Origin of the sequence: Paenibacillus sp. FSL W7-1088, from assembly GCF_037969855.1 — a bacterium.
Lineage (GTDB): Bacteria > Bacillota > Bacilli > Paenibacillales > Paenibacillaceae > Paenibacillus.
Genome location: NZ_CP150216.1, coordinates 2,108,753 through 2,123,411, shown reverse-complemented (window position 1 = coordinate 2,123,411; position 14,659 = coordinate 2,108,753). Strand labels below are relative to the sequence as shown.

Here is a 14,659-nt window from a genome sequence, read left to right as displayed (position 1 = left end):
CCTGTTCTATCAGACATCTTGTGCGCTCAGAAAAAAAAGAACGGATATGATATAATGAAGGTTCTAAATTCAGAAAACGGAACAATAGATGGCCAGAGACGAGCCACTTCAGGGAAGGAGCAGAAACGATGGCAGTAAAGTATGAAACCGAGTTATATTCGCCTGTAAAGGCTTTTTTCGAACGACGCGGCTACGACGTGAAAGCTGAAGTCAAAAATTGTGACCTGGTTGGGGTCAGATCGGATCAGAATGAACCACTCATTGTGGAGATGAAAAAAACATTTAATCTGTCTCTGCTGCTGCAGGGAATGCAGCGCCTGAAGCTTAGCCCCTTCGTGTATCTGGCTGTTGAGCGGAATCGCAGCAAGCGTGGTGCGGTGAATCAGCGCTGGGGCGAATTGACCACCCTATGCAGACAGCTTGGACTGGGGCTTATCACCGTCACGTTCTACAAAACCAAATCACCTCTGATTGATGTACTGTGCGAACCTGCTGCCCAAGTTCATATGCCTGGTAACAGCACCGGTGTACGTAAGGGCGGTATCCGGCGGCAACGATTGCTGAAGGAATTCGACGAGCGCAGTGGTGACTACAACACGGGAGGAAGCACGCGCAGGCAACTGGTCACCGCTTACAGGGAAAAAGCATTACGCGTAGCTTCCGCCCTTCGTGCTCAGGGAGAAGCCTCCCCCGCCTCCATCAGTAAACAGACAAGTGTGGGTTCTGCTGCGGCCATTTTGCAAAAAAATTATTATGGCTGGTTCGAGCGGTTATCCCGTGGACGATATGTGCTGACGGTTAAGGGCGTGCAGGCACTGACTGAGCATGCTCACATGCTTGAGGATAATGATATGATTGAACGGAGTATAAATGAACTAGAAATGGATTTTTCCCTCATTCAAGATAAAGATATTGAACTGGAGCATATTGCGGAAGTAGCGGAGCCCTACCTGATTCATGCAAAGGATGACTAAGGCAGCAGACAGCTTAACTTTATGTCAAATGCAGATGCACATGTAGAAAAGCCCATCATCTCCATTGGAAATGATGGGCTTTTTCGTGTTTCTATATATTGGCTATTAGAAGCTTGCTGCTACTTCGGAAGCCAATTTCAGACCTGCTGCTACGATCTCTTGGGAACGGTCAGGTGAAGCATTGTGGCCTTCAACGATAACCAGTTCAGGGTTTTGGATACCCCAGAAGTTCAGTACATTTGTTACATATTTCACGGACATTTCAGCGGAAGCCATAGGCTCTACGGAGTAAACTCCGCCACGTGCGTTCAACAATGCCACTTTTTTGTCGCCTACCAGACCTACAGGGCCTTCAGCAGTGTATTTGAACATTTTGCCAGCTTGGCTCAGGTAGGAAATGTAGTTCACCAGTGGTGCTGGAACAGTGAAGTTCCACAGTGGGAATGCAAATACTACTTTGTCTGCTGCCAAGAATTGATCTTGCAATTGTGCCGCAAGTGCTGCTGCTTTTTGCTCTTCTGCAGTTGCTTCGATACCGTTAGCGGCTTTGTATCCACCTGTAATTACAGTGTTGCCGTAGTAAGGAATATCTGTATTGTAGAGATCCAGTTCGGTAACAGTGTCACCAGGGTGGGATTCTTTGTATGCGCTCAAAAATGCATCGTACAATTGTACGCTGACTGCTTGATCTGCAGGACGGTCGTTTGCTTTGACAAATAAAATGTTAGACATGTTCGTTCCCCCGTTAGTTAAAATATATGAGTGCTTCTCCTGAACTTGCAATGAATGCAGCTTATATAAAGAAAACAACAACTCATTAATACATATTATATATAAAAATGTTAGTGGATGCAATAACGTAATTACTTTGGGGGTAACCTATTTGCTTCCAAATCCAATGCCTGGAACTTCTGCTGTCCAATGTTCCAGGCATGAATTTGACTATACATTCTTTCTTTTCTATATCCGGTTTAGCTCCGGGCTGTAAACTCTGTTATGGACTCACTGATCAGATTCATGCCAAGAAGCAACTCATCCCGGCCGGGATGGCTGAAGTTTAATCGAATGTACCGATGATCCTGTTCACCCGTAGAACAGAGGGAACCTGGAAGAAAGGACACCCCTTTTAACAGAGCTGCTTTGAGCAGAGCTCCGCTGTCCAATCCATCCGGCAGCTGTACCCACAGATACATTCCTCCTTCAGGAATGCTGTATTGGCTCCCTTTCCAACCCGGACGCTTCAATAATTCGAGCATAAGCTTGAGCCTGGTCTTATACTCCTTGTTCAGCATGGAGAGGTGATCACTCCACTTAAAAGGAGAATGCGCGAGCAGTTGATACAACAATCGCTGATTCATGGGACTGGACTGTCCATCTGCTATCCGTTTCACTGAAGCCATAGCCTGGATCAAGGCCGGATGTCCGGCAGCCCAACCTGTGCGCAGGGCAGGTGCTACCGTTTTGCTAAACGAACCAATGTAGAGAACATGTCCACCCTGATCCGCTGTATCCAGCGCAAAGAGGGAAGGATACTTCCTGTAAAAGTCCCCCGGCTCCAGTCCATCGAAATGAAGTTCGCCATAGGAGTCATCCTCCACGAGCAGCACTCCGTAGCGTGAACACAAATCAAGCACAGCCTCACGCCGTTCCATACTCCACAACACGCCGGTTGGATTGGAAAAACTGGGTGCAGCAAAAAGCAGCTTCGGTCTAACCTGCTGCATGTGATGCTCCAAAAGGTCGGGCAAAATGCCATCCCCATCGCCTGTGACGGGTACGATTTTGGCGCCTTGCATCTCCAGAACCTCGAGACAGCCTGGAGAGGTAGGATGCTCGACCAGTACGGAATCTCCAGGCTCAAGCAGCAAACGCATCACAAGATCGATGGCCTGCTGGGTCCCTGTGGTCAATAGAATCTGCTCCGGGACTGTACGTATGCCCTTGCGAGCATTCCAATCGTTGTCCAACCATTCTCTCAACGGTCTGTACCCTGCCGGCTCGCCATACTGCAATGCGGAGGGTCCGGAACTAAATACAGACACCGCTGCTTCTTCCAGCAGTTTGAATGGAAACAGCTCCTCCGCAGGCAGTTCTTCTGCCAGTGAAATGAAATAATCCCGGCCAGACATCTCACGAATGTCCCTCAGCGGTGATGTCAAAAGCCTGTTTGTACGGGAGGCGAAGAAATATTTCATCGGTCCGTTCCCCTTTCATCCCTAATCCGAACTGTGCTCGCAGTCCGTAGCCCCTAAAACCTATTCCTGTTGAACACTGAATATGACCAGACCGGACACATGACAAGTCATCGTACATAGGGATTTATGGAACCATGCTCGTCAGGAAACGGTTTTGGTCTGCCTCGCATATAAAGCGTAACGTTCAATCGCCTGTGCCCTGCTGCTTACATCCAGCTTGACGTATATTTTACGCAGGTAATTATCAATCGAACGTCTGCTAACGTTAATCTCACTGGCTATTTTATCATAGGTTACGCCCTGAACAATTCTTTCCATGATAAAAGTTTCGGTTTCTGTTAATTCAACAATAAGTTCTTCTGCCGGAGATTCGACGGGCTGAGCCCATTCCGAACTGGCTAACCAGGATAGAGGAATGGATACACATCCCTCACGCAGCCCGGATATCAAATGAATCAGCTGGCTAGGGGAAGCCTGTTTGGACAGCATGCCACTTGCACCAAGACTGATTAGATGACGAAATAATTTTACATTGTCCTCGTCCGTTAGAATAATGATGTGACTATGAGCCGACAGATTTTTCATTTGGGATATATACTGATCCGCCTGGCCCTCAGGAAGCCGATAATCCATCAAAATCAGATCGGGCTGGTGAATGTTCACCAGTTCAAGACCTTCGGACCCAGTCGAAGTCATCCCCCGTACCAACAGATCCTGCTGTTCTTCCAAAATCAATTTCGTACCCAGCATGCTGGTGGGGTGGATATCTACGATGACCACCTGCCATACTTTTTTCATTGTTGTTCCCCCTGTTATGTATTGGACAAATTCCTTTTCCACCATCAGCCATGATGATGCCTCTACCCTTGCGACAGTCCGTGTATAGAAGAAGTAAAAGTCGGATAATGTCGAAAAATAGAAAAAACACTTGATGCAGCTGTAAGAACAGCTCTATTACTACTGTATTTTGCTGTCGTCACATCAGGACTTTTGTCTTCCCAAGTGAAGAAAGATCAAAATATAGTATAAATTTCCTGCATTTCTATCTAAAAAAGTCGAAAAACTTGCCCAAAGTTCCTACTTATTGCATCTATAAGAAATTGTATCCTAGGACTTCCTTCCGATGCAATCTCTTTTTATCCTATTACTCAAAGAATTTCATTTTTGCGTAATCAATAGGGGCGTGATAGAATGAGGACTGGAAAATTTTTTGTACCTATAAATAACCAGGAGTGATGATATGAAACCTTCTGTCCAACCTTCTGACATCCATCACACCCGGAGCGCCAAAGGTAAGGCCGGATCTTCAGTCAAGCTGTTTCTGGTCATGTGGATTGTTCTCATTGCACTTGGAGTACTCGGAACCTACTATTATAGTAACCACCTCCAGCAGCAGATGATTAATCAGCTTCAGACCCATAATCAACAGCAGATTGCAGCGCTCAAAGCCGACTACGAAAAGCAGCTAACAACGATATCCAAGGAAGTAGCCGACCTTCAGGGCCAGGTGCAGTCCTTTAATGAATTGCTGACTTTCACCAAGGATAATGCAAACGATAAAACCGACAACAGCAACAAATTGTATACCCAGCTGAGCGAAGTCAAAAAACAACTGGAGACACTCCAGAAAAAGATGGACCTGCTCAAATGATTACACCTGTAAAAAAGGTTAATCGTTTATTTATGCTTGCACTTGCTCCTTTTGTTGGATTGATGTTATGCATGCTGCTGATTCGTCCTCCGCTTGAACCCGGAGATTTCATTGATTCCGGTCTGGCTGAAGAGACCATTACACCCCAGACCCAGGCAATAAGCCAGGAGCTTGCAGGGGCAAAAGAAGCTGCTGTTCAGACTTCTTCTTCTATTAAAAGAACAACACAGCTGTACAAGCAGACAACGAGCACGATGACGACGCTTGTGCAGAAGGCTACGGTTCAAGCCGCTCGCCCGGAAACGATCTATAATCAACGAATCACATCCAAGCTGGGCGTTCCGTTTGAGCGGATAGACAGTGATCGACTTACGCTCGAACTCTATAGGGTTAACCCAGGCACCTACAAGGGCTATGCGATGAAAATCAAGCTAAAAGATCCCACGGCCATGAAGATGGCTCTGGACAGCGAGCCAGGCCGATCTGAGACAACCATGCAGGCGGTTAAGCGCAGCGGTGCCATTGCCGGAATTAATGCAGGAGGATTCGCCGACAGCGGCGGCAAACGGTATCCATTGAGTACAACCGTTATGGACGGCAAGTATGTGAATGGTTTTCAGGCCAGCTTTAAGGATCTGTTTTTTGTAGGTCTTGATCATACCGGTAAGCTGGTAGGCGGCAAATTTTTCGACAAAGGTTCCCTGGATCGCCTACAACCACAATTTGGAGCTACATTCGTACCTGTGCTCTTGCAGAATGGACAAAAAACGGTCATACCGGCCAAATGGAAAATGTCACCCAAGCGAGCCCCACGTACCGTAATCGGCAACTACAAGGACGATCAATTGTTGATTATCGTTGTTGACGGGTATAACGAAGCCGGCAGCTCAGGAGCCACCCTGGAAGAGCTGCAAGGACGGTTGTACAAGCTTGGCGTCGTGGACGCTTATAATCTGGATGGCGGCGGATCGTCCTCACTCATCGTGAATAACCGGGTTGTGAATAACCCTTCGGACGGGAACCTCCGACCGGTACCTACTCACTTTTTATTTTACAAATGATGGAGTGAAGCATTCCTTTTCTTCCTATAATGGTTATAATAGAAGTAAAGATTGTGCAGGAGGTGCTATGGTATGTCATTTTCACTGACATTTTGGATTATTGCAATTGTATTGGCTCTCTTCCTTACAGGCATTCTCACTTCATCCTACAACAATGACAAAACCAAGGGCCTATAAGGGCCAAGCCTCTCCTGGTGAGAGGTTTTTTCATTTTATAATGGGTCAAATAAACAAGCTAAACAAGAGACAAGGCTTAAAAGAATGCTTCAATTCTTCTAAGCCTTGTCTCTTGCTGTACAGTCGTCGTTCGACACAACATCCATGAAATGAAGAGGGGGCAGCATCGTCAATAGCTAACCGCCTTTTCACCCTGGGTTTGTGCAATATATGCTGACTGAACCTGGCTGTTTACCGACCCGCCCTCTACCAGTGTCACGTAAATGCGTTCATGATCGACAGGCTCTCCGGCAATAATCTTGATTAATTGTTCGGCTGCAAGTGCGCCCCATTTTCGTTTGGAATAATCAATTGTGACCAGTCTCGGCTGCACATATTTGCTAAGTTCAATATTATCGAATCCGATAATATCAATCTCCTGACCAATGTTTAACTCGCTATCAGCGAGCCGATCACACATCCCAATCGCCATCTCGTCATTAAGACAAAACACCCCTACCGGTTGAGTATATTCCTGAATAATACGTTCAGCTGCCCGTTCTCCGCCACTCTTCTCGAAATCTCCGGTGATCTCAATCCATTCCACATTCGCTGCCCGCTCCGATACTTGCCTCACAGCCTTCAACCGCTGAGCCGAATCAAATGAGCCTTCCGGACCTGTCACGACATAGATCTTCGTGTGCCCCTGTTCGATCAAATGCTCCATTGCAAGGGTTGCTCCTGCCTTGTTATCCAGCAGAACCTGATTAATATTGGGGTGATCCAGTTCCCGGTCAAGCACAACAATCTTGTGTCCTCTGTCTGCATATTGCAAGAGTTCCTTGCTCGCAAATGTATGATCCAGAATGACAGCACCATCAATCATTCGCTCCGGAAGCATTCGATGAGATTGTTTCCCGCTGCACACAATCAGGTCGTACCCTTGCGCGTTGCATACAGACTTCATGCCACTAAGCAAGTCTCCATATACATCCCCGCTAAAATCCGTCAGAAATACACCCAGAATTTTGGATTCTCTCTTCTTCAATGTTCTGGCAGCAGCATTGGGAACATAGTTCAGCTCTTTGGCGATAGCCAAAATTTTGGAACGGGTCTCATCTGTCACTTTGTTGCTGCCGTTCAGAGCATATGACACGGTAGAGATCGAAACTCCCGCCTGTTTGGCGATATCCTTGATACTGACCACATTCTTCGCTCCCCTGTGATGTTCATCAGGCCCTTCGAAATCGAAGGACCTGACATCTTAGATATTTATACTTGATAAAATGGACTACCGTTTACACGATTAACTGTAAATCTCAATCACGTTATTCTCGCTCAGGCTCTGTTCAAGAGCCGTGCGCGAAATACGCAGTCCACCAAGACGATAAGGTTGTTGCAATCTTGTCGCATCCATCTCCTTGCCATTCAGCACAATACGTTGTACGGCCTCACCGCTGAGATGATAAACGAAGGTTACTTTTTGGCCAGCAAATTGGAAATCAAAATGCAAGCCATCCAAGCTGACTGGCAGCACAGGGTCCAGAACCAGATCTTCTTCCTCCTGACGAATACCCAAGGCGTTCGAAATGAGCTGATTCATGTAGATTCCCGGTCCACTGGAGTAAATTCTCCAGCCGCCCTTCACCTGCACATCTCCGGTGCGAAGCTTATCGAATTTTTCCTGCGCTGCATAACGGTTGTTGAATTTTCCGTCAGAGCTGCTGAAATAGGCATTACTTTGACGCAAATCTGCGTTCGGAACAGCTTCCTGAATACCCACTGGATTGATAATGCCGAGGCCATTCCAGACCTCATCCGGGTTGCCCAGCTTCGCCATGGCTTCAATATAGCGGATGTGAGCATGAACATATTGCAAGCCCACTTCACGTCCAAAGTTGGATGCCTGCTCCGCACGTTTGAAATGCGTGCTGACGCCGCCATCATACTGTGCTGGACGATTCATCAATCGGACACCATCCGGGCAGTACAGCTTTTCCTTGATCAGTTCATAATGGGATTGAGCTTGTTCAGGCTCCAGCAACTCGGCAATCATGCTGCGTGTCATTGGCAGCAAACGGTACTGAATACCTGTCTCGCTGTCATCTGGATGCAGCATGCGCTTCGCTTGTGCCGGATCTTCCATATATACAAAGCCTGGAATCACATCGGTATCCAGCATGTACTTGCTGAAGTCCCTTTTCACACCCGCTGCCATATCGCTTAACTCGGAAGAAAGCTCCGGTTTCACAGGCGCAATCGCTCTGGATAGCTGCTTCAACGTTTGATAGGTGAGCGCCACAGTCCAGCTGCTGACCATATATTGCTTCAATTGAGCATTGGCAGGCTGTAATGTATCGTCCCAGTCCCCGTCACCATATGAAGAGAGGAATGTATCATGCAGGAAATGACTGCGAATATACTCCAGTTCTTTCTGGGCATGCTCCAGCACGCTGGCTGTCTGACCAGTAAAGTCAAAACCATGTTTGACGGTATAAGGCACTTCTTCACTCAGAATCGAATAATCCTTGGTAGCAATCAGATAATCACTTAGCACTTTAAGAGGCCACACAATAATGTCACCATGGCTTTCTTCCTGTTGAACCTTGAAATAACGATCGAACATAAACCATTGCGGCCAGTTGCCGTCATCCTCATACTGATGCGAGTAAACGGTCTTCAGAATGTCGCGAACCTGCTCATACTTTTGAGTAGCCATAAAGTATTCGACCGGACCCTGGCAGACATCACGCGTTCCCCAAGCTGCACCGCCATATTGCTCCAATCCGTGAGGAACGGAGTAATGCACCAGCATATTATGGGTGTACCACCATGCAAGAGCATTCACTTTGAACAGCTCGTCTGCTCCTTGCTTCTGAGGCTGCGATAAATGGAACCCATTCATCACCTGTGCATAGAAGGTACGATAAGCAGTCACTTCCTCTTCGAAGCTGCGTGTCGATGATGCAGTCTGTCCACCTTCCAACAGACCTTGAATGGTCAATGTCCATTCAGCACTGCTGTCCAGCCGTAAAGTGGTTAGCGATGCGTCGCCTGCGTTGACTCCACTAGCCAGTTCAGTCTCATCGCCAACCTTCACTCCTGCTCCGCTGACCCGCATACGGTACTCCAGATTCGGATACACTTCGGCACTGAGGGAGCTGTGATCTGCCTTGAAGCTCAGTTCACCATTCTGCTCGGTAACATGAACAGGCAGTTCATATTCATTCACATTCATCGTAATCTGATTGGTAATCAGGTATCGATAGGCTATTCCTTTTTCCGACTTCACATGAAGATGTACTTCAGGCGTATCCAGCGTTGTATAATTCGTGATGATCAGCGTATCCTCAGCTGTTTTGTAATACCAGCGAACATAGTTGAAGCCCATCTCAAACAAGGAAGGCATCGTGAGCAGGTGGAAGATTCCCTCCATCTCAACGTAGATCCGCTGACCGGATGATTTGGGTATGTTGAGTGCACTACGTGCATTGCTCATCATTTTATTGAAATTCGTATTCCCCACAACCACATGGGAATTGAAAATACCATACATATAGGAAGACGTAGTAATTACGTTCTGACCCAACTTCACATTGTTGCCACTCATCAGGATATGTCCATGTGGACGTTCCACACGCATTTCCTTTTCCTTGAGCACAACATGCTCATACGTATCGGTAAAGAACGCCAGCAATTCGCCATCCGCGCGCTCTTCCTGATGTCTCTTCGAAGCCGGGAAGCGGGAATTCACTTCTTCTTCGGTCATCGATAAAGTAGGCAAGGGTTCACCCACTGCCGGATGATGAGCTACTTTTGGAAATACGTTGGATACTGCCTGTACTGTGCCTGCAGACTCTTGACGCTTCGCTTCATACTCGTCCCAAGCCTGTTGGACAACATCCTGGTATTCGAGTTCCTTCACTGCTTCAGCGTGGTTGGCCTGAAAAAGTCCATAGAACACAAAACGAGCTTCGCCACTCAACACCACTTTTTCGGACTGCAGGGCTGTGTATGCAAATTCATACTGGTACACTTCATTCGCAAGTGTTGGCTTGCCCAGACTTTCAGGGACATTCGTTTCCTTGTAGCTCAAGCCAAAGAATTGAAATCCATCTGTAGAGTAACCTGCTGCACGGGTTAATGAACCCTGTTGAAGATAAGGAAAAGCCCCGCCCTGTGGCTGATTTTGCCGTGAGGTTACGATATATCCCAGCTTCCCATCCTCAAATACGGCATGGTCAATATACTGCGACAAGTAAGCCTCATTGCTGCGTACCGCACCTGGATCCGCATTGCCGACGTCCTGGCCATAGACTACATCAATTTCTTCTCCATTCCCGTTTACGGTTACATCCCAGAACCATACACCTTGTGCTGTTGGAGCAAATATAACCTGATAGCCTACGCCCTCGGCGGTACCTGTCCATTCCATACGACTGCCGTCGGTGCTCACCTGGCTGTCGGAGTGAATGCCAAGCATTGGCACAAAACGAATACCGGAATCACTGTGAAACCGCAAGTATAGATTGTTCATGGAGCCGTCCACCGGACTAGCCATCCACTGATTAATCATCGTTGTTCCACTTACGGCCTTGAACAAATCACCGCTTTCCCAGAACGTAAAGCACAGCTCGCCGGATTGTACGTTGATTTGAGATTTATTCATGGTCTTCATATATCTATTCATATCCTCCTATCCCCAATATCCAATTACACCAGTTTGAACGTACTCTCCAATGTATCGCGGCTATTCGGCCCTACGAAAATGTGGAATGTTCCTTTATCACTGCGATGACTCAAATCGGAATGATGATAACGAAGCTGTTCTTCGTTTAATGTAAATGTAGCCGTACCACTTTCACCCGGTGCGAGTGACAACTTAACATAGCCTTTCAGCTCACGCATTGGACGCACAACTTCACCGGTTACGTCACGTACGTACAGCTGAACCGTCTCCACGCCAGCACGCTCGCCAGCATTCGTTACACGCACTTGGATCGTCAGAGGTTGATCAGCAGTCATTTCATTGCTTGATACTTCCAGGTCACCATACTCAAACGAGGTGTATGACAAGCCGTAGCCAAATGGAAGCAGGGGATCATTCGGACTATCAATATATTTGGAGACATAACGCTCTTCCGTCTTTTGCGGATTGAGTGGACGTCCTGTATTAAAATGATTGTAATATACCGGTATCTGACCTACAGATTGCGGGAAGGACATTGTTAGACGCGCAGATGGATTCACCACACCTGTCAATACATCGGCGATGGCCGCTCCACCCTCACTGCCCGGGAACCACGCTTCAAGCACCGCATCGGATTCTTCAAATACACCATGCAAGTCCAGAGGGCGTCCGTTAAAGATCACGCTGGCGATTGGTTTACCCGCTGCTTTGAGCTGTTTAACCAATTCCAGTTGAGCTGCCGGCAAACGAATATCCGTACGTGATCCACCTTCACCACTCATTTCGGAATCTTCACCAAGTGCAAGCACGATCAGATCAGCTTTGCTTGCTACTTCAAGCGCTTCAGCAATCTGTTCAGCGGTGATCGTGTGAACGTTGCTGCCTTGAGCCATATGAACTTTCCCGACAGCAAGACGTTCCTGCAAAGCCGTTCCGAGTTTAACGGCATCCTCTTTGACACCTTCACAGGACCACCATCCGAGAATGTCTTCACTTTGGGCAAAAGGTCCAATTAACGCTACATTGGCTTCTGGCTTCAGCGGAAGAACGTCATTATCATTTTTGAGCAATACTGCCGATTTGGTTGCAAGCTCGTACGATACCTGACGATGTTCTTTGGAGAAGACAATCTCCCGCTCACGCTCCGGATCAGCTGCTCGCAGTGGATTGTCGAACAATCCCAGCTTTTCTTTCAGTTGCAGAATACGCAGCACCGCTTCATCAATGAGCTTTTCTTCCACTTCTCCGTTCTTAATCAACTCTGGCAGATGATGGACATAACAAGGTGTCATCATCTCGATATCCACCCCTGCACGAATAGCGCGGTATGCAGCTTCACGGTCATCTTCAGCTGCGCCATGAGCAATCATCTCGCGAATGGAAGCCCAATCCGAGATTAATACACCATCAAAGCCCCACTCATCACGCAAAATGTCACGCATGAGCTTCTCATTTCCGCTCGCTGGAATACCCTCTACAGTATTGAATGAAGCCATTACCATTTCGACGCCTGCATCCAGTGCTGCCTTGTAAGCCGGTAAGTAGTACTCACGCAAGTTGCGTTCAGACATATCGACCGTGTTGTAATCACGCCCACCTTCTGCTGCCCCATAGGCTGCAAAGTGTTTTACACAAGCCGCCAGACGATCCGGCTCATCCTTCAAACTGTCGCCCTGATATCCACGTACAAATGCCGCAGAGAACAGACTGTTCAAATAAGGATCTTCGCCTGTTGTCTCCATTACACGACCCCAGCGCGGATCACGAACAAGATCGACCATCGGTGCAAAAGTAACATGGAGGCCAGATACGGCGGATTCACGTGCTGCAATCTCAGCACTTTTCTCTGCCAATTCAGTGTCCCATGAACAGCCAATGGCTAGCGGGATGGGGAAAATGGTTTTAAAACCATGCACGACGTCCGCCATGAACAAGAGCGGAATGCCGAGACGGCTTTTTTTCAGGTAAGCTTGCTGTACATCAATAATGGCCTGTGCACCGGACAATCCCAGAATGGAGCCACTGGCATCTACGGACTGCTCCGTGATTCCCATCTCTTCCATTGGACCTGTGATCTGACCTTCAACATTGGTTCCTTCATAAAAGTTAGCGGTCAGCTGAAGCAGCTGGGCCGTTTTTTCTTCCAAGGTCATTTGGTTTACAAGGTCTAGCAACTGCTCGTTATTCATAGACATTATCCTCCACTGCATGTTGTTGAAATAAAGAACCCGGCTGCGTTCGGGGAGAGACCGCGCACCGGGTTCGATTGGATGGGACCGACAGGACACACCTGTCATATCCCATCTTGCTAATTACTGAATGATTACTTGAATTCTTTGTTCAGTTCATCCAGATAAGGTTGAACCAGGGACATTTTGCTGTTTATCCATTCTTTCCAATTCGCTTCCAGATCTCCACTTTTGAGGATCAAGTTGGCATATTCATTCTGGTAGTCGAATGAAGCCTGACTTTTAGCTTTGGAATCGTACAGGTTGACATCCCAGTCGTATGTTGCGAGTGATTGACCTTCTGTACCGAGTTTTGCTTTTTCCTCGAACAGCTTCACAGCTCTATCACGATAATCCTTTTTAATTGCAGGGTTTACAACACTGAAGTCGTCACCCAGAAGATACAGACCTTCGAAACGTGCTGGGTATTTATCTTCCAGAACAGTTCCTTCTGGCAGCAAGCTAACGAGTTCGTTGTTTTCGTCATACTTCCAGTCTTTTCCTTCGAAGCCCATGTTGATCAGCAGTTGTCCTTCTTTGGTAGTTGAGTAGTCGATCAGATCCATGATCCGTTCGAATTTCTCGTCACTAATGTTCGGATTGAAGATCAATGCAGACCAGAAGTTGGCTTGCTCCATGTTGCGGTATTTCCCGTCATCGCCCAATACGATTGCTGTGTGTACCAGATCATCACTATCTACACCCAGATTCTTTCTCATATCGGAATCCAGACCTTGTCTGTACGAAGCCAGTCCGCCCAGACTTGTTACTGCAGCTGTACCTGTTACTTTAAAGTTGTTTTGACCTTCATTGTTTTTCCATGTGTAGAACTCAGGATTGAGCAAGCCATCTTTGTAGGCTTTTTGCATCAATTTAAGTCCTGTCAAAGTTTCAGGATCTGCTGGTCCCCAGTGGAACTGGCCATCTTCTCCTTTATAGAACGGAGAGTCAGTCATGGCGTGCACACTGTTCGGCATAATGATATTCGTCATAGCATCTGCCGCATTGTAGGACAGAGGCACAAGTTTGTTGCCCACTTTGCCTGGATCTTTTTCTTTTACAAGCTCAGCGTATTCATTCAATTCAGTTGTTGTATATGCATCTTTCAGTTCGAAACCAACGGCTTCAGCCCAGTCTTTACGAAGCGCAATGACACCAATTTGGTTCGTCAATGGGTCAGCAGGTTTGTTCTCGAAATAGATTGGTCTTGGCAGGACGTATGTTCCACCTGTCAGTTCTTCCAGCTTGTCTCCAAGACCGGTCAACTTGTAGGCTGCTGCCACGTTAGGCCAGCGTTCTTTCCAGTCATCCGGGAATTTGTAGAACAGACCTTGATCAATACTGTTCATGGCATCGCCATGCACATAGTTCCATACTGCTACATCAGGCAAATCGCCAGAGTTGATCCACAGACGAAGCTTCTCGCCCCATGAATCCCAATCGATATAGTTGTAATCCCATGTTACATTGAATTTGTCTGTCCAGAACTTGTGGAAGTCATTATCCAAGTTCCCGTTTTTAATTTCAGTCAGGTTAGCTACAGAGATGGTCAGGTTGTCTTTGTAATTTCCCTCTGCATCTTTTTCGTTACCACCTGAAGCTCCTTGACTGGAACAAGCGGTCACCATCAGCATAACTACACTAAGCGTGATGGCAAAGAGAGCTCTTACTGACAACTTTTTGTTCGTTTTCATGTTTTACCCC

10 protein-coding genes are annotated in these 14,659 nt (G+C 47.2%); 3 read left to right on the top strand and 7 right to left on the bottom strand.

All coding sequences use genetic code 11. From position 1 onward, the window contains the following. Positions 1 to 128: 128 nt before the first annotated feature. A complete protein-coding gene (locus MKY42_RS09830; protein ID WP_090895265.1) occupies positions 129 to 974 on the top strand; it encodes a DUF2161 family putative PD-(D/E)XK-type phosphodiesterase in 846 nt (281 codons plus the stop codon). Between the two features lie 105 nt (positions 975 to 1,079). Here the strand turns inward: MKY42_RS09830 and MKY42_RS09825 are convergent, their stop codons facing one another. The 3 genes from MKY42_RS09825 to MKY42_RS09815 all read right to left on the bottom strand — a co-directional run bounded on the left by MKY42_RS09825 (position 1,080) and on the right by MKY42_RS09815 (position 3,967). Further along, positions 1,080 to 1,706: an FMN-dependent NADH-azoreductase gene (locus MKY42_RS09825; protein WP_063564259.1), complete on the bottom strand. Its 627-nt coding sequence runs from the start codon at positions 1,704 to 1,706 to the stop codon at positions 1,080 to 1,082. Positions 1,707 to 1,945: 239 nt separating this feature from the next. Continuing rightward, positions 1,946 to 3,169, bottom strand: a complete 1,224-nt coding sequence (locus MKY42_RS09820) for a PLP-dependent aminotransferase family protein (RefSeq protein WP_090895262.1) — start codon at positions 3,167 to 3,169, stop codon at positions 1,946 to 1,948. Between the two features lie 141 nt (positions 3,170 to 3,310). Then, positions 3,311 to 3,967 carry a response regulator transcription factor gene (locus MKY42_RS09815; protein WP_090895259.1) on the bottom strand — a complete coding sequence of 219 codons (657 nt, stop codon included), beginning with the start codon at positions 3,965 to 3,967 and terminating at the stop codon, positions 3,311 to 3,313. A 442-nt stretch (positions 3,968 to 4,409) separates the two neighbouring features. On the opposite strand from MKY42_RS09815, the gene MKY42_RS09810 reads away from it, so the two are divergent. Both MKY42_RS09810 and MKY42_RS09805 read left to right on the top strand, forming a co-directional pair. Further along, positions 4,410 to 4,820: a hypothetical protein gene (locus tag MKY42_RS09810; RefSeq protein WP_063564256.1), complete on the top strand. Its 411-nt coding sequence runs from the start codon at positions 4,410 to 4,412 to the stop codon at positions 4,818 to 4,820. Beyond that, a complete protein-coding gene (locus MKY42_RS09805; protein WP_339850676.1) occupies positions 4,817 to 5,881 on the top strand; it encodes a phosphodiester glycosidase family protein in 1,065 nt (354 codons plus the stop codon). The genes MKY42_RS09810 and MKY42_RS09805 overlap by 4 nt, the downstream gene beginning before the upstream one ends. Positions 5,882 to 6,227: 346 nt before the next feature. Here MKY42_RS09805 and MKY42_RS09800 read toward each other — a convergent pair whose 3' ends face one another. The 4 genes from MKY42_RS09800 to MKY42_RS09785 form a co-directional block, all read right to left on the bottom strand. Beyond that, entirely contained in the window at positions 6,228 to 7,244 is a 1,017-nt protein-coding gene (locus MKY42_RS09800; protein ID WP_339850674.1) for a LacI family DNA-binding transcriptional regulator, read from the bottom strand. Positions 7,245 to 7,343: 99 nt separating this feature from the next. Beyond that, positions 7,344 to 10,715 (bottom strand): amylo-alpha-1,6-glucosidase, encoded by a 3,372-nt coding sequence (locus MKY42_RS09795; protein ID WP_339850672.1) that lies wholly within the window; start codon positions 10,713 to 10,715, stop codon positions 7,344 to 7,346. Positions 10,716 to 10,750: 35 nt separating this feature from the next. Further along, complete coding sequence (bglX, locus tag MKY42_RS09790) at positions 10,751 to 12,916, bottom strand: beta-glucosidase BglX (protein WP_339850670.1); 2,166 nt, start codon at positions 12,914 to 12,916, stop codon at positions 10,751 to 10,753. Between the two features lie 134 nt (positions 12,917 to 13,050). Further along, positions 13,051 to 14,649 (bottom strand): extracellular solute-binding protein, encoded by a 1,599-nt coding sequence (locus tag MKY42_RS09785; RefSeq protein ID WP_090895246.1) that lies wholly within the window; start codon positions 14,647 to 14,649, stop codon positions 13,051 to 13,053. Positions 14,650 to 14,659 lie beyond the last annotated feature (10 nt).

Coding starts and splice junctions, on each gene's coding strand:
- bglX (WP_339850670.1), bottom strand. CDS start 12,916: ATGAATAACGAGCAGTTGCTAGACCTTGTAAACCAAATGACCTTGGAA.
- MKY42_RS09825 (WP_063564259.1), bottom strand. CDS start 1,706: ATGTCTAACATTTTATTTGTCAAAGCAAACGACCGTCCTGCAGATCAA.
- MKY42_RS09785 (WP_090895246.1), bottom strand. CDS start 14,649: ATGAAAACGAACAAAAAGTTGTCAGTAAGAGCTCTCTTTGCCATCACG.
- MKY42_RS09830 (WP_090895265.1), top strand. CDS start 129: ATGGCAGTAAAGTATGAAACCGAGTTATATTCGCCTGTAAAGGCTTTT.
- MKY42_RS09815 (WP_090895259.1), bottom strand. CDS start 3,967: ATGAAAAAAGTATGGCAGGTGGTCATCGTAGATATCCACCCCACCAGC.
- MKY42_RS09810 (WP_063564256.1), top strand. CDS start 4,410: ATGAAACCTTCTGTCCAACCTTCTGACATCCATCACACCCGGAGCGCC.
- MKY42_RS09795 (WP_339850672.1), bottom strand. CDS start 10,715: ATGAAGACCATGAATAAATCTCAAATCAACGTACAATCCGGCGAGCTG.
- MKY42_RS09805 (WP_339850676.1), top strand. CDS start 4,817: ATGATTACACCTGTAAAAAAGGTTAATCGTTTATTTATGCTTGCACTT.
- MKY42_RS09820 (WP_090895262.1), bottom strand. CDS start 3,169: ATGAAATATTTCTTCGCCTCCCGTACAAACAGGCTTTTGACATCACCG.